Origin of the sequence: Halorubrum sp. DM2, from assembly GCF_901686465.1 — an archaeon.
Classification (GTDB): Archaea; Halobacteriota; Halobacteria; order Halobacteriales; family Haloferacaceae; genus Halorubrum.
Window position 1 is genome coordinate 2178737 of sequence record NZ_LR594487.1, and the last position, 18695, is coordinate 2197431.

18 protein-coding genes are annotated in these 18695 nt (G+C 73.9%); 15 read left to right on the plus strand and 3 right to left on the minus strand.

What is annotated here, in order from left to right:
• The first annotated feature begins 73 nt into the window (after positions 1-73).
• From QOL69_RS11025 to trxA, 10 genes are read left to right on the plus strand one after another with little or no spacing between them, the layout of a single operon-like run.
• On the plus strand, positions 74-1210 hold the full coding sequence (locus QOL69_RS11025; protein WP_283403194.1) for a nicotinate-nucleotide--dimethylbenzimidazole phosphoribosyltransferase: 1137 nt from the start codon (positions 74-76) through the stop codon (positions 1208-1210).
• Complete coding sequence (locus tag QOL69_RS11030; protein ID WP_283403195.1) at positions 1207-2523, plus strand: cobyrinic acid a,c-diamide synthase; 1317 nt, start codon at positions 1207-1209, stop codon at positions 2521-2523. Before QOL69_RS11025 ends, QOL69_RS11030 begins: the two co-directional genes overlap by 4 nt.
• Positions 2520-3593 (plus strand): CobD/CbiB family cobalamin biosynthesis protein, encoded by a 1074-nt coding sequence (locus QOL69_RS11035; RefSeq protein WP_283403196.1) that lies wholly within the window; start codon positions 2520-2522, stop codon positions 3591-3593. Before QOL69_RS11030 ends, QOL69_RS11035 begins: the two co-directional genes overlap by 4 nt.
• The gene (locus QOL69_RS11040; RefSeq protein ID WP_283404237.1) at positions 3590-4429 is read left to right on the plus strand and encodes an adenosylcobinamide-GDP ribazoletransferase; all 840 of its coding nucleotides are present in this window, start codon (positions 3590-3592) and stop codon (positions 4427-4429) included. Before QOL69_RS11035 ends, QOL69_RS11040 begins: the two co-directional genes overlap by 4 nt.
• On the plus strand, positions 4429-5205 hold the full coding sequence (locus QOL69_RS11045; protein ID WP_283404238.1) for an NTP transferase domain-containing protein: 777 nt from the start codon (positions 4429-4431) through the stop codon (positions 5203-5205). Before QOL69_RS11040 ends, QOL69_RS11045 begins: the two co-directional genes overlap by 1 nt.
• The gene (locus tag QOL69_RS11050; protein WP_283403197.1) at positions 5202-6281 is read left to right on the plus strand and encodes an aminotransferase class I/II-fold pyridoxal phosphate-dependent enzyme; all 1080 of its coding nucleotides are present in this window, start codon (positions 5202-5204) and stop codon (positions 6279-6281) included. The genes QOL69_RS11045 and QOL69_RS11050 overlap by 4 nt, the downstream gene beginning before the upstream one ends.
• Complete coding sequence (locus tag QOL69_RS11055) at positions 6274-7041, plus strand: adenosylcobinamide amidohydrolase (RefSeq protein WP_283403198.1); 768 nt, start codon at positions 6274-6276, stop codon at positions 7039-7041. The genes QOL69_RS11050 and QOL69_RS11055 overlap by 8 nt, the downstream gene beginning before the upstream one ends.
• Positions 7038-7793, plus strand: coding sequence for a cob(I)yrinic acid a,c-diamide adenosyltransferase (locus QOL69_RS11060; RefSeq protein ID WP_283403199.1), 756 nt, complete (start codon positions 7038-7040; stop codon positions 7791-7793). The genes QOL69_RS11055 and QOL69_RS11060 overlap by 4 nt, the downstream gene beginning before the upstream one ends.
• 19 nt (positions 7794-7812) lie before the next feature.
• Positions 7813-9396 carry a cobyric acid synthase gene (locus QOL69_RS11065; protein ID WP_283403200.1) on the plus strand — a complete coding sequence of 528 codons (1584 nt, stop codon included), beginning with the start codon at positions 7813-7815 and terminating at the stop codon, positions 9394-9396.
• Positions 9397-9442: 46 nt separating this feature from the next.
• The gene (trxA, locus tag QOL69_RS11070; protein WP_283403201.1) at positions 9443-9931 is read left to right on the plus strand and encodes a thioredoxin; all 489 of its coding nucleotides are present in this window, start codon (positions 9443-9445) and stop codon (positions 9929-9931) included.
• Positions 9932-9944: 13 nt separating this feature from the next.
• Here trxA and QOL69_RS11075 read toward each other — a convergent pair whose 3' ends face one another.
• Positions 9945-10640, minus strand: coding sequence for a helix-turn-helix domain-containing protein (locus QOL69_RS11075; protein WP_283403202.1), 696 nt, complete (start codon positions 10638-10640; stop codon positions 9945-9947).
• A gap of 126 nt (positions 10641-10766) precedes the next feature.
• Here QOL69_RS11075 and QOL69_RS11080 point away from each other — a divergent pair, with 126 nt between their 5' ends.
• The 3 genes from QOL69_RS11080 (at position 10767) to QOL69_RS11090 (ending at position 15830) form a co-directional block, all read left to right on the plus strand.
• Entirely contained in the window at positions 10767-11750 is a 984-nt protein-coding gene (locus tag QOL69_RS11080; RefSeq protein ID WP_283403203.1) for a hypothetical protein, read from the plus strand.
• A gap of 102 nt (positions 11751-11852) precedes the next feature.
• A complete protein-coding gene (fdhF, locus tag QOL69_RS11085; protein WP_283403204.1) occupies positions 11853-13964 on the plus strand; it encodes a formate dehydrogenase subunit alpha in 2112 nt (703 codons plus the stop codon).
• Between the two features lie 138 nt (positions 13965-14102).
• A complete protein-coding gene (locus tag QOL69_RS11090) occupies positions 14103-15830 on the plus strand; it encodes a methyl-accepting chemotaxis protein (RefSeq protein ID WP_283403205.1) in 1728 nt (575 codons plus the stop codon).
• Between the two features lie 94 nt (positions 15831-15924).
• On the opposite strand, the gene QOL69_RS11095 is transcribed toward QOL69_RS11090, so the two are convergent.
• Positions 15925-16095, minus strand: coding sequence for a hypothetical protein (locus QOL69_RS11095; RefSeq protein ID WP_195155827.1), 171 nt, complete (start codon positions 16093-16095; stop codon positions 15925-15927).
• A 113-nt stretch (positions 16096-16208) separates the two neighbouring features.
• On the minus strand, positions 16209-16514 hold the full coding sequence (locus QOL69_RS11100; RefSeq protein WP_283403206.1) for a MazG-like family protein: 306 nt from the start codon (positions 16512-16514) through the stop codon (positions 16209-16211).
• A 122-nt stretch (positions 16515-16636) separates the two neighbouring features.
• Between QOL69_RS11100 and npdG the strand changes: the two genes are divergently transcribed.
• Both npdG and QOL69_RS11110 read left to right on the plus strand, forming a co-directional pair.
• Positions 16637-17305 carry an NADPH-dependent F420 reductase gene (gene npdG / locus QOL69_RS11105; protein ID WP_283403207.1) on the plus strand — a complete coding sequence of 223 codons (669 nt, stop codon included), beginning with the start codon at positions 16637-16639 and terminating at the stop codon, positions 17303-17305.
• A gap of 514 nt (positions 17306-17819) precedes the next feature.
• Positions 17820-18662, plus strand: coding sequence for a polyprenyl synthetase family protein (locus tag QOL69_RS11110; protein WP_283403208.1), 843 nt, complete (start codon positions 17820-17822; stop codon positions 18660-18662).
• The last annotated feature ends 33 nt before the right edge of the window (positions 18663-18695 follow it).

The window sequence follows — 18695 nt, forward strand, 5'->3', positions numbered from 1 at the left end:
GTATCGATGAACCGCCAGTGGTACACACCGATGCCGCGCCGGGCGGACGCGGACTCGACGGAGGGGGTGCCCGGTGGGAGACGTGAGACTGGTTGTCGTCGCGGGGACGACCGCAACGGCCGCGATCGACGGGATCAGCGCCGCGGGCGCGGATCCCGACCTACGGGTCCACACGCCGAGCGCCGACCTCGAGATCGTCGAGACGGGGCGGCCCGCGCCGGACTCGCCCGTGCCGGTGAGTCTGACCGGCTGCCCGACGCCCGCGGTCGTCACCCGAGCGGTCCGCGAGCTGCTGGGGCCCGACTCGCTTCCGGTCACGGCCGTCGACGCCGGACTCGGCGCGCCGACCGCGGCCGCCGTCCGCGACGTGGGCGCGGCCCCGGGCGGCGACGTCCGCGACCCGGAGCCGGTCCCGGCGGCGGCGACCGTCTTCGAGCGGGCCCGTGCGCTCGCGCCGGAACTCGCCGCGCCCGGCGATAGCGGCGGCTATCCCGGCGTCGAGAGCGACGGCGAGAGAGCGAAGGACGCCGGAGCGGCCGCCGAACTGCTCGTCGCCGAGACGATTCCCGGCGGGACGACGACCGCGTTGGGCGTTCTGACCGCGCTCGGCGAGCGGGCCGCGGTCTCCTCGTCCCTGCCGGCGAACCCGATCGAGCGCAAGCGGCGCGTCGTCGCCGAGGCGCTGGACGCGAGCGGTCTCGACCCGGGCGACGCCGCTGGCGATCCGATCGAGGCGGTCCGGCTCGTCGGCGACCCCGTCCTCGCCGCGGTCGCCGGCCTGATCGTCGGCTGCGCGGACGCCGACGTCGACGTGACGCTCGCGGGCGGCACCCAGCTCGCGGCCGCGGCGGCGATCGCCCGACACGCCGGCGTCGACCGGCCGCTCCCGCTCGCGACCACGTCGCTTGTCGCGGACGATCCCACCGCCGACCTCCCGGCGCTCGCCGACGACCTCGACGTACGGCTGGCGGCGGCCGACCCGGGGTTCGCGGAGAGCGACCACCCGGCGATGACGGCGTACGCCCGCGGCGAGGCGAAGGAGGGCGTCGGCATGGGCGGGGCGCTCGCCCTCGCGGAACGCGCGGGCGTCGACGACGCCGCCGTCCGTGAGCGGATCGCCGCCGTGACCGACTGCCTGCTCGCCGAGCGCCCGGACGACGGCGAGAGCGCGACCGACGGGGTTCCCTCGAACGGAGGCGACGCGCCGTGAAGGGGGTCGTCCTCGGCGGCACGGCCTCCGGCGTCGGCAAGACGGTCGCGACGCTCGCGACGCTGCGCGCGTTCGAGGCCGCGGGGCGGACGGTCCAACCCGCGAAGGCCGGCCCGGACTTCATCGACCCGAGCCACCACGCCCGCGTCGCGGACCGCCCCTCCCGGACGCTCGACCCGTGGCTTCAGGGGGTCGACGGGCTCCGGCGCAACTACGCCCGCGGCGACGGCGATGTCTGCGTGGTCGAGGGGATGATGGGGGTGTACGACGGCAGCGCCGCCAGCACGGCCGGCGTCGCCGCCGCGCTCGACCTCCCGGTCGTCCTCGTCGTCGACGCGAGCGCGGGGATGGAGAGCGTCGCGGCGACCGCGCTCGGCTTCCGCGCCTACGCCGACCGGACCGAACACGACCTCAACGTCGCGGGCGTGATCGCCCAGCGCGCGCACGGCGGCCGCCACGAGTCGGGGATCCGCGAGGCGCTCCCCGAGGAGCTGACGTACTGCGGTCGAATCCCGCCGATCGAGGACCTGGAGATTCCGGACAGACACCTCGGGCTCCACGGCGGCGACGAAGCGCCGCTCCCGGACGACGCGCTCGACGACGCCGCCGAGACGCTCCGGACCGACCGACTGCTCGATGTCGCCCGCGAGCCGACTCCGCCGGCGACGCCGCCCGGCGAGGCCCGCGGTGCGGCGGCCGCCGGCGAGGGACCCCGAATCGTGGTCGCCGACGACGCCGCCTTCCGGTTCGTCTACCCGGCAACCCGCGAGCGGCTCCGCGAGCGCGCGACCGTGGTCCCCTTCGCGCCCGCCGCCGGGGACGACCTCCCCGACTGCGACGGCGTTTACCTCCCCGGCGGCTACCCGGAACTCCACGCCGAGGCGCTCGCGGCGGGGCCGGCGCTCGGGTCGGTCGCCGACGCCGCGGCCGAGGGCACGCCGGTCCTCGGCGAGTGCGGCGGGCTGATGGCGCTCGCGGAGACGCTGACGACGGTCGACGGCGACACACACGAGATGGCGGGCGTCCTCCCGGCGACCGTCGAGCGCCGCGACCGGTATCAGGCGCTCGACCACGTCGAACTCCGCGCCCGCCGGGAGACGCTCACGGCGGGGACCGGCGACCGGCTCCGCGGCCACGAGTTCCACTACTCCGCGGCCGACGTCGCCGGCGACGCCCGGTTCGCCTTCGACGTGGTTCGCGGGACGGGGATCGACGGCGACCGCGACGGGCTGACCGAACACCGCACCCTCGGAACGTACTGTCACGTCCACCCGGAGAGCGGGGCGTTCGACGCGTTCCTCGACCGATTATGATCCCGACCGCGATCGCGGCGACCGCGACGAATCCACCGGCCGTCGCCGCCGTCCCCCCCGTCACCGCGGCCGCCGCGGCCGCCGCGACCGCCGCCGCCCTCGCGCTCTGTGTCGCCGTCGCGCTTGACGCCGCGGTCGGCGAACCACCCCGACGAGTTCATCCGGTGGCGCTGTTCGGGAACGTAGTCACCCCTGTCGACCGCGACTGGCGACACTCGGACGCGGTCGGGATCGCCGTCGCCGTCGCGCTCCCGCTGGCGGCCGCGGTCGCGGTCGGCGGAACCGTCGCGCTCGCGGCGGGCGTCGGTCCGAGGCCCGGCGGCGTCCCGCTGGTCGGCGTCGCGGCCGCGGGCGTCGCGCTGTGGGTGACCGTCAGCCGCCGGATGCTCGTCGCGGTGGCGAGCGAGACCGTCGCGCTGACCGAGACGGACCCCGAGGCGGCCCGCGAGCGCGTCGTCGCCCTGGTCGGCCGCGACCCGGACGCCCTCTCCCCAGCGGACCTCCGGAGCGCCGCGGTCGAGAGCGCGGCCGAGAACCTCGCCGACGGCGTCGTCGCCCCGCTCTGCTGGTTCGTCGCGGGCGCGACGGTCGGCGTCGCGGCGGCGGGCATCGCTTCCCTTCCGGCCGCGGCGCTCGCGCTCGGCGGCGGGTCGGCCGCGGCCGCCTGGGCGAAGGCAGTGAACACCCTCGACTCCATGCTCGGCTACCGGTCGAAGCCGGTCGGGCGGGCGAGCGCACGCCTCGACGACGCCGTCATGTACCTGCCGGCGCGCGCGAGCGCCGTCTGTCTCGCCGTCGCGGCGCGGTCGCCCGGGTCACTCCGGCGCGCGAGACGCCTCGCGCGCGAGCCGGCGTCGCCGAATTCGGGGTGGCCGATGGCGACCGCGGCGGTCGCGCTCGGCGTCCGCTTGGAGAAGCCGGGCGCGTACGTCCTCGACGGCGGTCCCGAGCCGCCGACGCCCGCGACCGCCCGCGCCGGAGTTCGGCTCGTCGGAACCGCCGGCGGAGTCGCGGCCGCGGTCGGGGTCGGCTGGCTGCTCGCGCTGGCGGGGGTGACGGCGTGGCCCTGACGGACGCGGTCGCCGCGTTCCGCGGTGCCCTCGGGTTCTGCTCGCGGATCCCGGTCGGGAGCGACGCGGCCGACTGGGACGCGTTCCGGCGGCGACCTGCGGCCCTGCCGGCGGTCGGTTACGCGCTCGGGCCCCTCGTCGCGCTCCCGGTCGTCGCGGCGGCGGCGGTCCCCGTCCGCGTGCCGGCGGCCACGGTCGCGGTCGCGTTCCCCGCGTGGCTCTACCTCGTCACCGGGATCACCCACCTCGACGGCGTCGCGGATCTGGGGGACGCCGCGGTCGTCCACGGCGACGCCGACCGCCGGCGCGAGGTGCTGAAGGACTCGTCGCTCGGCGTCGGCGGCGCGCTCGCCGTCGCGCTCGTCGTCGTCGGTCTCGGGGCCGCGGGGGCGGCCGTCGCGGAGGCGGTCGTCGCGGACGCGGCTCGCCCCGCGGCCGTCGGGGAAGCGACCCACTTCTCGGCCGTCGGCGCGGCCGCCCTCGTCGTCGCCGCGGAGGTGAGCGCGAGGGGCGCGACGGCGGCGCTGGTCTGTCTCGGCGACGCGGCACACGAGGGGCTCGGCTCCGCGCTGACCGGCGAGTCCGGCGCGCGTTCCCTCGCGGGCGTCGCGCTCGCGGTCGCCCCCGTGGTGCCGCTGGCCGGAGCGGTCGGCGGCCCCCGGGGCGTCCGGGCGACCGCCGCCGTCCTCGTCGCCGCGGTCGTCGTCGGCCTCGTCGCATTCGCGTGGGCGCGCGCTCGGCTCGGTGGCGTCTCCGGCGACGTCCTCGGCGCGACGACGGAGCTGGGGCGGGTGACCGCGCTCCACGCGGGGGTGATCGCGTGGACGCTCTCGTGATGTGCGGCGGCCGCGGCACGCGGCTCGGCGGCGACGGCGAGAAGCCGCTGGCGACGGTCGCCGGCCGGTCGATGGTCGACCGCACGCTCGACGCCCTCGCCGCGAGCCGAGTCGAGACCGCGTACGCGGCCGTCTCCCCGCACACCCCGCGGACGCGCGAGCGGCTGGTCGCGCGGCGGGACGATGAGGGGCCGGAACCGGAGGCGGGGGAGGCAGAATCGCTCGAACTCGTCGTCGTCGACACGCCGGGCGAGGGGTACGTCGCGGACCTCCGGGCGGCGCTCTCGGAGGGACCGACCGCGCCGACGCTCACGGTCGCCGCCGACCTTCCGCTGCTCGACGGGCCGGCCGTCGGCGCGGTCCTCGACGCCCGCGCCGCGGCCGACGCCGACGCGCTGTCGGTCCGGGTGCCCGCGGCGCGCAAGCGGGAACTGGGCGCGAGCGCCGACGCCGCGACGCGGTACGGCGACGCGGAGGGCGGCGAGGGAGACGCCGGCGACGCGGACGGGGGCGACGCGACCGGCGGGGACTCGACCGACGACCGCGTTCCCGCCGGGATCAACGTCGTCGGGGCGCTCGACGGCGCGGGCGACGAGGTCGTCCGCGCGACCCGCGACGCGCGCCTCGCCGTCAATGTCAATCGCCCGGGAGACCGACGGCTCGCCGAGCGGATCCTCGCCGGCGACCCGGACGCCCCCGCCCTCCCGAGCGGCGGGGTCGACTGGCTCGACCGCGGCGACTCGGGAGCGGCCTCCGACGGGGGTGAGCCGTCGTGAACCGCGAGCGGGCGGCGGCACTCGGCCGCGAGCCGCACGGGAGCAGTGACGACCCCGACCTGCTCGATTTCAGCGCGAATGCGAACCCGGAGGTCCCCGAGGGGGTCGAGCGCGTGTACCGCGCGGCGTTCGAGACGGCGCGGACGTACCCCCCGGAGCCGCCGGAAGCGTTCCGGGCGGCCGCCGCCGAGTACGTCGGCTGCGAGCCCGAGAGCGTCGTCCCGACGCCGGGCGGGCTGGCGGCGATCCGGGCCGCGGTCGCGCTCGCGGTCGACGACGGCGACACGGCCCTGCTCCCGGCCCCGAGCTTCGGCGAGTACGCCCGTGAGGTCCGGCTTCAGGGGGGTGAGCCGGCGTTCGTCGACGCCGAGCGCATCCTCGACGCGGACCCGTCAGGCCACGCGCTGGCGGTCGTCTGTACGCCGAACAATCCCACGGGAACCGGCTACGACCGCGAGGCGCTCCTGTCGTTCGCGGCGCGCTGTCGCGCGGCGGACACGGTGCTGCTCGTCGACGAGGCGTTCCTCGGGTTCACCGAGCGCGAGTCGCTCGCGGGGACCGAGGGCGTCGTCGTCGCGCGGGCGCTCACCAAGCTGTTCGGGCTCCCCGGGATCCGGAGCGGCTTCGCGGTCGGGGTCGGCGACCTCGGCGCGGCGCTGCGGGGCGCGCGCCGCGCGTGGAACCTGAGCGCCCCGGCGCTCGCGACCGGCGAGTACTGCCTCCGACAGGACGCGTTCGTCCGCGAGACCCGCGAGCGCGTCCGGCGGGAGCGCGAGCGACTGCGCGCGGCGCTGACCGACGCCGGGTACGCCGTCGCCCCCTCCGAAGCGCCGTTCCTCCTGCTCGATGTCGGCGACCGGGACGTCGACCGCGTGATCGAGCGCGCCCGGGAGCGCGGCGTCGCGGTCCGGGACGCGCGGACCTTCCGCGGCCTCGACTCGCACGTCCGGGTCGCGGTCCGCCGGCCGGCCGAGAACGACCGGCTCCTCGCGGCGCTCGACGCGGGCGACGGGAAGGGCGGAGGCGACGGAGCGGGCGGAGGCGACGGGAACGGGGGTGCGGACGCCGGTGTTTGACGCGACCGTCAGCGAGGGCGTCCTCCGGCTGTACCGCCCGGAGACGCGCTGGCTCTCGACCGGCTGGGACGGGGGGCGGTCGCGGGGGGCGGCCGCGTACAACGTCACGGTCCCGGAGGGGTTCGACCGGACCGACCTCGCGGCCTACCGCGACGAGCGGCTGGCGCGGGCGGGGTTCGGCGGCGACGCGGGAGCCGATCCGGCGTCCGACGGCGACGCCCCGCCGACGCTGTTCACGGGCGTCTCGATGGACCACGCCCGGGGCGCGCGGCTCGGACCGGTCGTCGCGTACGCGACGGTCGGGCTCTCGAACCCCGCGATGCTGCCGGTAGACCCCGAGGTGGACCGCGAGGGCGACGCCGGCGATCCGGAGCGGGACGCCGAGGCGTCGACCGGGGAACCGCCTCGACGACCCGGCACGGTCAACCTGATCGTCGGCGCGACGCGGCGGCTCGCGCCCGGGGCGGCAGCGAACCTCGTCGCGGTCGCGGCCGAGGCGAAGGCGGCGACGCTGCTCGCGACGGCGGGGGTTCCGGGGACGACGAGCGACGCCGTCGCCGTCGCCGACGACCCGGGCGGCGAGCCGGCCGAGTTCTCCGGGAGCGCCACGGCGGTCGGCGCGGCGGCCCGCGCCTGCGTCCGGGACGCGGTCCGCGCGAGCCTGCGGTCGCGGTACCCGGACGGCGACGTGCCCGGCCCGGCGGCCGACGCCGAACACGGCGTCGTCACCGACGAGCGGGCGGAGGTTTTTGACCCATGACCACGAACCACGACGACACCGAGAACGGAGACGACGTATCGCGCGACGACATCGACGACGAAACGGCGGCCGACGACGAGCGCGGCGATCCCACTGTCCGCACCCCGGGCGGCGGCGAATCGCCCGAACCCCAGCCGATCGAACCGGCCGCGCCCGAGGAGTTCGGGCTCGTTCAGGCGTGGTGGGGCGACGGCAAGGGGAAGACCACGGCCGCGATGGGGATGGGGTTCCGGGCCGCGGGGCACGGCTACCGCGTCCACATGCTCCAGTTCATGAAGGGGGGCGCGGACAGCGTCGAGGGCGTCAGGGGCGAGTACAACGCGATCGCGGCCGTGCCGGGGTTCTCCTACGAGAACGCCGGCCACTACGGCTGGCACGGGTTGCTCGACGGGTCGGCCGACGACGAACACGAGGCGAAGGCGACCGCCGCCTTCGAGCGCGCGGAGGCCCTCGTCGCGGCGGCCGGCGAGGCGGACCTGACCGAACCGCTCGCGCTCGACGGCGACCCGGAGGGCGGCGTCCACATGCTAATCGTAGACGAGCTGTTGTACGCGGTCGACCACGGTCTCGTCGACCCGGACGACGTGGTCGCGCTCGCGGAGTCGAAGCCGGAGCGGCTCGAACTCGTCCTCACCGGAAGCCACGCCGCGCCCGACTACCTCGACGGGGTCGCCGACCTGATCACGAACGTCCGGAAGGTGGCGCACCCGTTCGACGACGGGCAGCGCGCCCGCAAGGGGACGGAGTTCTGACGGTGGCGGGGAGAGCCGGATGAGCGACGACGCCTCGTCGGCGACCGACCGCGACGCCGACACCGTCCTGATCGCGGGCACGGCGAGCCACGTCGGCAAGAGCACGCTGGCGGCCGGGCTCTGCCGCCTGCTCGCGCGCCGCGGCGTCTCCGTCGCGCCGTACAAGGCACAGAACATGAGCAACAACGCCCGGGTGGCGCTGACGCCGGACGGCGAGTGGGGGGAGATCGGCGTTTCCCAGCACGTTCAGGCGCGAGCGGCGGAGACCGTGCCGACGACGGACACGAACCCCGTGCTGCTCAAACCCCGCGGCGGCGGCGAGAGCCAGATCGTCGTCGACGGCGAGGCGGTCGCGAACGCCCCGGCGTCGGCGTACTACGACGAGTACTGGGAGGAGGCGCGCGACGCCGCGGTCACCGCCCACGAGCGGCTGGCGGCCGACCACGACGTGATCGTCGCGGAGGGCGCGGGCAGCGTCGCCGAGATCAACCTTCACGACCGCGACCTCGCGAACGTCGAGTGCGCGCGGTTCGCGGACGCGCGGATCCTGATCGCGGTCGACATCGAGCGCGGCGGCGCGTTCGCGAGCCTCTACGGGACCCTCGAACTGCTCCCCGACGACCTCCGCGAGCGCGTCGCCGGCGCGGTGATTACGAAGTTCCGCGGCGACCCCGAGATTCTCGAACCCGGTATCGACGAGATCGAAGACCGGACCGGCGTCCCCATCGTCGGCGTCGTCCCGCACGACGATCCGGGGCTACCGGCGGAGGACAGCCTCTCGCTGCCGGACGGCACGAGCGCTGACAGCGAGGGGGTCCTCGGCGCGGACGACGGCGTCCCCGACGACGAGGCCGTCCGGATCGGGGTCCCGCGGCTCCCGCGTATCTCCAACTTCACCGATCTGGAGCCGCTGGCGCGCGAGCCGGGGGTGCGCGTCGTCTACCTCCCGCTCGACGCCGCGCTCGACGGGGTCGACGCGGTCGTCCTCCCGGGGTCGAAAAACACCGTCGACGACCTGCTCGCGCTCCGCGAGGCCGGCTTCGACGCGGCGTTGCGCGCGTTCGACGGGCCCGTCGTCGGCGTCTGCGGCGGTTACCAGATCCTCGGCGAGCGCCTCGTCGACGCCGGCGTCGAGGGGACGGGCGACCGCGAGACGGTCCCGGGAGTCGGTCTGCTCCCGGTCGAGACGGGGTTTTCGACGGACAAGCGCGTCGAGCGCGTGACGTGCGCGGTCGACGGCGTCGGACCGATCGCGGGCGCTGAGGGCGAGGCGACGGGCTACGAGATCCGCGCCGGGCGAACGCGGCTCCTCGACGGGAAACGGGGGGAGTCGACGCCGACCGCGACCGAGCCGCTCGGCGCGGAGAGCGTCGCCACCGACCGGACCCTCGGGACGTACCTCCACGGGCTCTTCGAGACGGAGGGCGTGCGCGACGCGTTCGTCGAGGCGGCCTTCGCGAGCGCGGGCCGGACGCGCCCGGACGCCGCGGCGGTCGACCGCTCGCCGTACGACCGCGCGGCCGACCTCGTCGCGGACCACGTCGACCTGCGCGCGGCCGGGCTCGGCGATCTCCTCGGGTCGCCAGAGCGGGTCGACGACTAGATCCGGAGGCGGAAGGTATATTGTCTCATGTACCCAATACTGTTGTATGAGCGACGCAGCCGATGCGAACGACTCGGCGGGCGACGGCGCGAAGACGGAGCGCGAGCGCATCCGGGAGCGGAAGCGACGGGAACTCGAAGCGCGGCTCGACGACGGGGAGTCGCTTACCGAGACCGCCGGGACCGATTCGGGCGACAGCGGCGGATCGGGGGCTCCGAGCGAGCCGATCCACGTGAACGGAACGGACGAACTCCAGCGGGCGGTCGACGAGCACGACGTCGTCCTCGTGGACTGTTACGCCGACTGGTGCGGTCCCTGCCAGATGATGGAGCCCACGATCGAGGCGCTCGCGGCCGAGACCGACGCCGCGGTCGCGAAGGTCGACGTGGACGCGAACCCGGAGATAGCCCAGCAGCTGGGGGCTCGCAGCATTCCGACGCTCGTGGTGTACGCGGACGGCGAGGTCGCCGACCGGTTCGTCGGCGCACAGGATCGGGCGACGCTCGAATCGGCGATCGAGCGGTACGCTCCCTGACCGGGAGGGCGGGTCAGTCGGCGGCGAGCGTCTCCTCCAACAGCTTCCGCTGTGCCGCCGCGAGGTGTTCGGCGAACGTCGAGGGGGCGATGTCGAGCGCGTCGGCGACCGCGCTCGCGTTGGCGTCGCGGGGGCGCTCGAAGTAGCCCATGCGGTAGGCGGTCCGCAACACCTCGCACTGGCGGTCGGTGAGTCGGCCGCGGTCGACGAGGGTCCGGTCCGACGCCGCGTCGCCGCGCGCCGCGCCGTGGACGAGGTAGCGAACCTCGACGCGGTCGACCACGCCGTCGAGCGCCGAGACGATGTCGCGGAGGCGTTCGAGGTCGGGGAGGTGAAGCGTCAGGAGGAGGACGCCGTCCTCGGCGCGCGCGTCGGCGATCGGACAGTCCAGCTCCTCGATGACCCGGCAGGCGCACGTCCCGTCGCGCGGGCGGTCGTAGCGGTACACCCGCTCGCTGCCGAGGTCGACCACCGATTCGGCCGCCGGGACGCTGTCCGCCTCGTCGACCGCGTCCGGGTCGCTGGCGCGGAACTCCTCGGTGTGCGTGCCGCCCGCGTGCGTCCAGTTGACGCCCGTGATCGGGCCGTCGTGGGCGTTCGACGCGGCGACGACCGGGCAGTTGCCGGTCCCGTGGATCGCGACGCCCGCGCGGACGCCGTCGGGCGTGGCTTCGGAGCCGCCGGTCGCCGAGTCCGTTTCGGTTCCCATCGCGTCGGGGTTGGGACGACGGACACAAAGGCCTGCCCCCGGCGAACGGGGCGATCGGCACCCCTCCGAGAACACCCGCAATACTGTGGGTCGATCGGTATCGGTCCGCGCCGCGGAGTCGCGGCCGTGAACCGAGCGATCCACGCCTTCGGAGCGATCCCCCTGGCCGGTGCCGGGGCCGGAATGACCGTCGCGGCGGCCGCCGGGCTGGCGTTCGGGAGCGGCGGCGGAGCCGACCCGCTCGTCGGGGCGGTCGCGCTCGCCGTCGCCGGAGTGAGCCTCGGCTACGTCGCCGTGAGAGAGACCCGCGACGCCCTGAAGACGGACGGGTTCGGCGTCACCCGGGTCGACCTCGGCAACGCGGCCGCCGTCGCCGTCGGAGCGCCCCTCACCTTCCTCCTCTCGGTCCGGGTCGGCGTCGGGCCGGTCGTGGCGTCCGCGCTCGTCGGGCTCTGCGCGTCCCTCTTGACGGAGACGTACGCCGCCCCCGCGTACTGCGGCTCGTTCGTCGGGATGGCGACCCCGGCGGCCGGCGCGGACCCCGGGTCGGTGGTCGCCGCCGGCCTCGTCGCGGGCGGCGTCTTCGTGCTCGCCAAGCGCGCGTTCAACGGCTTCGGCGGGAAGCTCGGGACGACGGCGTTCGTCGGCTGCCTGTCGGTGGCGGCGTTCGGCGGGCTGGCCCCCGGAACGGAGACGGTCCCGGAGCCGACCGTCGCGGCGGGGCTCGTCGGCGCGGCGGCGCTCGCCGCGCTCGCCACCTTCATCCTCTCCGTCCGGCTCGACCACGGGCCGGTCGTCGGCTCCGCCGTCGTCGGCCTCGTCGCCGGGATCGTCTGCCCGCCGCTTTTCTCCGCCGGCGACGCGGTCGCGGCGGTCGCCTTCTGCGCCTCGTTCGCGGGGATGGCGACGCCGGAGCGGATCCCCGGCACCGGAGCGATGCTGCTGGCCGGCGGGGTCGCGGGGACCGCGTTCGTCGGCGCGTCGCCGTACTTCGTCGGCTTCGGCGGAAAGCTGGGGACGATCGCGTTCGCCGCCTGTCTCCTGACCGCCGGGCTCCTGTCGCTCGGCAGCGTCCTCGTCCCGGTCGACGGCGACGCCGTGACGGGGTGACCGCCGCCGTCGTTCGGAGGCCGTCGACCGGGCGCGGGACGTTTAAAACACCACGCAACTCCGGTCACATCGGGAGGGTCGTCGAGGGCGTACGCGGATCCGATGACGGACACGAGCGAGACGTCCGAGCGGCGATTCGAGTCGAACCCCACCGTCTGTCCGTTCTGCGGGGTCGGCTGTAGCATCGAGTACGCCGGCCGCGGGAGCGCGACGGGCGTCGAGGGGCCGGTGAACGGTCGCGGCGAGATCTGTCCGAAGGGGGCGGCCGCGTTCGACGTCGTCGACCACGAGGACCGCCTGACGAGGCCGCTCGTCAGGCACAACGGGAACTTCGTCACCGCCCCGTGGGAGGAGGCGCTCGACCGCGTCGCGAGCGGGATCGGCGCGGTGGTCGACGAACACGGGGCCGACGCCGTCCAGTTCTTCGCCTCCTCGAACTGCACGAACGAGGAGAACTACGTCCTCCAGAAGCTCGCGCGCGTCCTCGGCACGAACAACGTGGACAACTGCGCGCGGCTCTGTCACGCCTCGACGGTCGCCGCGATGAGCGAGCGGCTCGGCGCGGGCGCGATGACGAACACGCTCGACGATCTGGGAGAGACGGACTGCGTCTTCGTCAACGGGGCGAACCCGGCCGAGCAACACCCCGTCGCGTTCCGGTCGTACGTCCTCCCGGCGGTCCACGACGGCGCGACGCTCGTCCACGTCGACCCGCGCGCGAACGACACGACCGAGGCGGCCGACGTCCACCTCCCGCTGCGGCCCGGCACCGACATCGAGTTACTGAACGCGATCGCCGCCGTCCTGATCGAGGAGGAGCTCGTCGACGAGGCGTTCCTCGCGGAGCGGACGACCGGCTTCGACCGGCTGCGCGAACACCTCGCCGACGTCGACGTCGCGGCCAACGCCGAGGCGGCCGGGGTCGACCCCGAGACGGTCCGCGAGGCGGCCCGGGCGTACGGCGAGGCCGACCGCGCGGCGGTGATCACCGGGATGGGGACGAGCCAGCACCGCTGCGGCACCGACAACGTCCACGCCCTGCTCAACCTCGCGCTACTGACCGGCAACGTCGGGAGACCGGGGACGGGCGTAAACCCGCTTCGCGGCCAGAACAACGTTCAGGGGGCGAGCGATGTCGGCGGCCTCCCCGGCGTGCTCCCCGGCTACGAGTCGGTGACGGACCCGGACGCCCGCGAGCGCGTCGCCGACGAGTGGGGCGTCGAGCCGCCGGCGGAGCCCGGACTCACCGAGGTCGAGGCGACCCACCGGTTCGGCGACGAGGTGCGCGCGGCGGTCGTCTTCGGCGAGAACCCCGCGGTCACCGAGCCGAACGCGACCGCGGTCGCGTCCGCGTTCGACGAGCTCGACTTCTGTGTCGTCATCGACCTCTTCGAGACGCGGACCGCCGCGCACGCCGACGTGGTGTTACCGGGGAGCGCGTGGGCGGAGAAGTCCGGCACCGTGACGAACACCGACCGGCGCGTGATGCGGATGCGGCCGAACGCCGACCTCCCGGGCGACGCCCGGCGCGACTTCGACGTGTTGACCGAACTCGGCCGTCGCCTGACCGACCGCCCCGACGCGTTCGCGTACGACGGCCCGGCGGACGCGTTCGACGAGCTGACGCGGGTCGCCCCCATCTACGAGGGGATGAGCCACGAGGGGATCGGCGACGGCTACCAGCGGTGGCCGTTCGACGCCGAGGCGGGGACCGGGACTGACGTGTTACACGTGGAGACGTTCGGGACCGGCGAGCGCACCGCGCCCCTCGCGGTCGTTGACCCCGTCCCGCCCGCGGACGACCTCGACGCGGCCGAGCTGACCCTGACGACCGGGCGGGTTCTCCAGCACTTCAACAGCGGGGCGCTCAGCCGGCGCTCGGACCGCTTGATGGCGATGCGCGGGGAGGACGTCCTCCAGATACACCCCGACGACGCCGCCGAGCGCGGGATCGAGGACGGCGACCGGGTGACCGTCTCGAACGAGCGCGGGAGCGTGACGGTCGCGGCCGACGTCACCCCGGCGGTCCGGGAGGGCGTGACGTTCTGTACGTTCCACTACGCGGAGCCGCTCGCGAACGCCGTCACGGGCGACGCGCTCGACCCGGCGGCGAAGATCCCCGAGTTCAAACACTCGGCGGTCACGGTCGAGCCGACCGCCAACGCCGAGGCCGAGGCGACCGGCGAGAGCGACGCGGCCGCCGGGGACGACTGAGAGGTCGCCGCCGCCGCGATCGGCGACGGATTCCCCGTCCGACGGGGACAACGGATCTCGTTCAACGGCGCGCGTTCCAGTATCATTCGTGAGATGTGGGTATTGCTTCTTTTATAACCCGGGCGGGGACGCGCCAGTATGGCTTCACTGGGAGAGTACAGTCGGGACGACTTCGGGCAGGGCGGTTTGAACGACGGACTCGACGTCGCCGAACTGGTCGAGGAGATCGGACTCGACGCCGACGAGATCGCGTGGCGGAAGGAGTTCGTCGGGTTCGACGAGGAGGACGAGCGCCGACTGAACCGGTACGAGGACGCGTTCGCGGAGAACGCTGAACAGATCGCGGACGACTTCTACGACAACCTCACCGGCTACGACCAGACCGTCGACGTGATCGAGCGGTCTGAAAAGGGGATCGAGCAGCTCAAGCGGACGCAGTCGGCGTACCTCGTGACGCTCGCCGAGGGGGACTACGGCCCGGAGTACTTCGAGGACCGAGCGCGGATCGGGAAGCTCCACGACATGCTGGAGATGCCGATGAAACACTACCTCGGTCAGTACGGCGTGTACTACGACCTCATCCTCCCGCTTATCGGCGACCGGCTCGTCGATTCGCTCACCGCCCGACTGGCCGACGACGTCGCGGGCGGAGGGATCGATGACGAGACCGCGGCGGCGGTCGAGGCGGAGGTCGACGACGCGATCGAGGACATCCTCTCCGTCCTCCGGATCGTCAACCTCGACATGCAGGTCGTGACGGACACGTACATCCACTCGTACAGCGAGAGGCTCTCCGAGGCGGTCGAGCGGAACGAGCGGCTGATGGCCGAGGTGGAAAAGGAGGTCCAAGAGCCGATCGGCGATCTCCGCGAGTCGGTGGGAGACGTCGCCGACAGCGCCGCCGCGGTCGGCGACGCGTCCGAAGACCAGTCACGACGGGTGGCCGAGGTCTCCTCGGAAGTGGCGAATCTCTCGGCGACCGTCGAAGAGGTGGCGTCGACCGCCGAGGAGGTGGAGCGCACGAGCAGCCGGGCGGAAGAGATGGCCGACGACGGCCGGGCGGCGGCCGACGACGCCGCGGCGGCCATGGCGGATATCGGTGCCGCCGTCGACGAGGTGGCCGACGACGTCGAGGCGCTCCAAGACCGCGTCGAGGAGATCGACGAGTTCGTCGACGCGATCAACGGGATCGCGGACCAGACGAACCTGCTCGCGTTGAACGCCTCGATCGAAGCGGCCCGGGCGGGCGACGCCGGGGCGGGGTTCGGGGTCGTCGCCGACGAGATCAAGTCGCTCGCGGAGGAGTCACAGCGGCACGCGAGCGACATCGAGTCGATGGTCGACGGGATCCGCACCGACACCGAGGAGACGGTCGAGAGCCTCTCGGAGACGACCCAGCGGGTCGACGACGGGAGCGAGCGCGTCGCCGACGCGACGGAGAGCCTCTCCGCCATCGCCGAGGCGGTGACGGAGACGGCGAACGGGATCGACGAGGTCTCCGACGTGACCGACGAGCAGGCCGCCGCCGCCGAGGATATCGCGGCGACGATAGACGGCGTGGTCGAACAGTCGAACGAAATCACCGAGGAGATGCAGGAGCTGGCGGCCGAAAGCGAGCGCCAGTCGGAGGCGGTCGAAGCGCTGGAACACACCGTGCGCCGGTTGGCCGTGGACGGCGGAGACGGCGGTGGCCCCCACGTGGCGTCTCGGACGGACGGCGGAAGACCCGCCGAAGGAACGGAGGGCAGCCGGGAGGCCCCGGCGGGTGTCCCCGAGGGTATCCCGGAGTTCGTGATCGAGCGACTCTCCGACGAGGAACTACGGGCGCTCGCGGCCGGAGAGATGGACAGAGACGACCTGTTGTGAGGCGGTCGGCCCGGAGGCAGTCGAGCCGGAGGCAGTCGGATCGGAGGCAGTCGAGCCGATCTGACAACGGCACCCCACGGCTCGCAGACCGAATTCAGGGAGAGAAGTACGCGTCCGACCCCCGAACGTCGGGGAGTTCGCGCAGCGGCCGACGACCGCACCGACCGCAGACGTCCGGCTCGTCGGGGTCGTCCGGCAGCGCGAACACCGTCTCGCAGGCGTCGCAGACGACGTAGCGGAGCGCGAGCGACGGGGTATCAGTCACGGGCGCAGTAGGCGGGCGACGCACTTGAACCGACGCCTCGCGGGCGTCGCCGTCGGTCGGGGCCGGCGAGCGCGCGAGGGGTATCGGCCGGGGGCAGCGGGCACGAGAGCGTCCTATCGCCCTGAGCCGGCGTCGCCGGACGACTCGATCCGCGCCTCGTACTTCGCCAGCGACGCGTCGAGCGCCTCGCCGGCGTCGACGTCGGCGGTCTCGGCGAGCGCGAGCAGCGCGAACAGCGCGTCGCCGATCTCGTCGGTCGCGATCGCGGCGGCGTCCGGGTTGCGTCCGTAGTCGGTCGAGGTCGCCACCTCCTTCGCGATCTCGCCGACCTCGCTCTCCAAGTCGAGGGCGCGGTACGCGAGGTCGGTCTCCAGTCCGTGCTCCTCGACGAACGCGGCGACGCGGTGCTGGTCGTTCATGCGTGTCGCCTCCGCGCGGTCGGACAAGAACCTCTCGCTCCGGCGGCGGGACCGTCGGCTTCGACCGTGGCGAGGACGGCCGGTCACGCAACGCTGAAGGTGCGAGCGCACGACTCGATCGTATGAGAATCGCCATCTTGGGCGGCACGGGAGACATCGGCGAGGGGCTCGCGCTCCGGCTGGCGGCGGACACGCCCCACCGGGTCGCGATCGGCTCGCGGGACGCCGAGAAGGCGGAGAACAAGGCCGAGGAGTACTCCACCGAACTGGAGAGCCGCGGCCTCGACGCCGCGGTGACCGGCGGCGAGAACGCCGCGGTCGCCGCCGACGCCCGGATCGTCGTCCTCGCGGTCCCGCCGTACCACGTCGGAGACACCGTCGAGGCGGTCGCGGAGTCGCTGGAGTCCGGCGACGTGCTCGTCTCGCCCGCCACCGGAATGAAACGCGACGAGGAGGGCTTCCACTACCACAAGCCGGGCGCGGGGTCGGTGACGAAAATCGTCGCCGACGCGGCACCCGAGGGGGTCGCGGTCGTCGGCGCGTTCCACAACCTCGCCGCCGCGCGGCTCGCGAACCTCGACGCCGACCTCGGGATCGACACGCTCGTGATCGGCGACGACGACGACGCGAAGCGGACGGTGGCCGACGTCGCCGAGGGGATCGAGGGGTTGCGCGCGCTCGACGCCGGCGGGATCGCCAACGCACCCGAAATCGAGGGGTTGACGCCGCTTCTCATCAACGTCGCCCAGAACAACGACGGGCTTCACGACTTGGGCGTCCGGTTCCAGTAATACGGCTCCCCTGTCGACTGTGGATCGCTAATCGGTTCGGACAGCGCCGAGGCCAAAGTCGCTCGATACATGACGACGAACTCGGTGATGAAGACCACCGAAGCCCCAGTCGCTCGGCTGTACTGCGTTGGTTCCGTTTATAAATGAGTGATCGACACGACTGCCTCCGAAGCCCCAGTCGCGACGGCTCGCGCGGCTTGTTGCGGTCCTCGTCGCTCGCTGCGCTCGCTCCTGCGGTCCTTACTGCGCCGTGCTTCGCCCTCGCGACTGCCCCTTCGAGTCCTGCCCGGCACAGCACCGCACAGCACCTCACGCCTCCCCAGCCTCGTCGCTCGCTTCGCTCGCGACTCCCTCGCGCGTGCTGGCTCGCGGCCGCCTTCGGCGGCACGCTCGCAGGCACGCGCCGACCGCACCGCCGTAGATTTATAAACCGTGGCGGGTTTCTCGGCTGGAATATCGCCCCTCGGCGGCCGTTCCGTTAGGCCTTTGCGCGGGGGTCCCCTCCGCACGGTAGATGGAGTACTTGCAGCGTCGGGTCGGGTTAGTCGAAGACCGGATCGAGTCGGTCATCGACGACGTCGAGCCCGACGAGCTGTCCGACGAGGTCGGCCACGTCGTCCTCGCGGGGGGCAAGCGCGTCCGGCCGGCGGTGACCGTCCTCGCCTGCGAGGCGTTCGACGGCGACCCCGAGGAGGCGGTCGACTTCGCGGCCGGCATCGAGTTCGTCCACAACGCCTCGCTCGTGGTCGACGACATCATCGACCGCTCCGAGGTCCGCCGCGGCACCGCCGCCGCGTGGGCGGAGTTCGGCTACGGCCCGGCGATCATCGCCAGCGACGGCCTGCTCGGCGAGGCGTTCGCGCTCTTCTCGACCGACCCGCGCGCGATGCGCACCGTCGCCGAGGCGATGGTCGAACTCGGCGAGGGCGAGGCGACGGAGCTGGCGGCGCGCCCGACGAACGAGGAGGAGTACATGGAGCTTGCGCGCCGGAAGACGGGCGCGCTGTTCCGCGCCGCCGCCGAACTCGGCGCGGTCGCGGGCGGCGCGGAGCCGCACGCGATCGACTCGTTCGGGGAGTACGCCGAGCGCGTCGGGGTCGCCTTCCAGATGCGCGACGACGTGTTAGACGCCACCGCCGACGCCGACGACCTCGGCAAGCCGACGGGGCAGGACGCCGAGATGGACCGCCCGAGCGTCCTCCAAGTCACGTCGCTGTCGCCGGAGGAGATCAACGAGCGCGCCAGAGCGGAGTCCGAGCGCGCGCTCGCCGCCCTCGACGACGCCGACCCGCCGGAGACCGAGGCGATCGAGTACCTCCGGGATCTGGCGGAGTTCGTCGTCGTCCGCGAGCGATAGGAGTGGTTTTCGAGCGGTAGAGAGGTCTGCGAC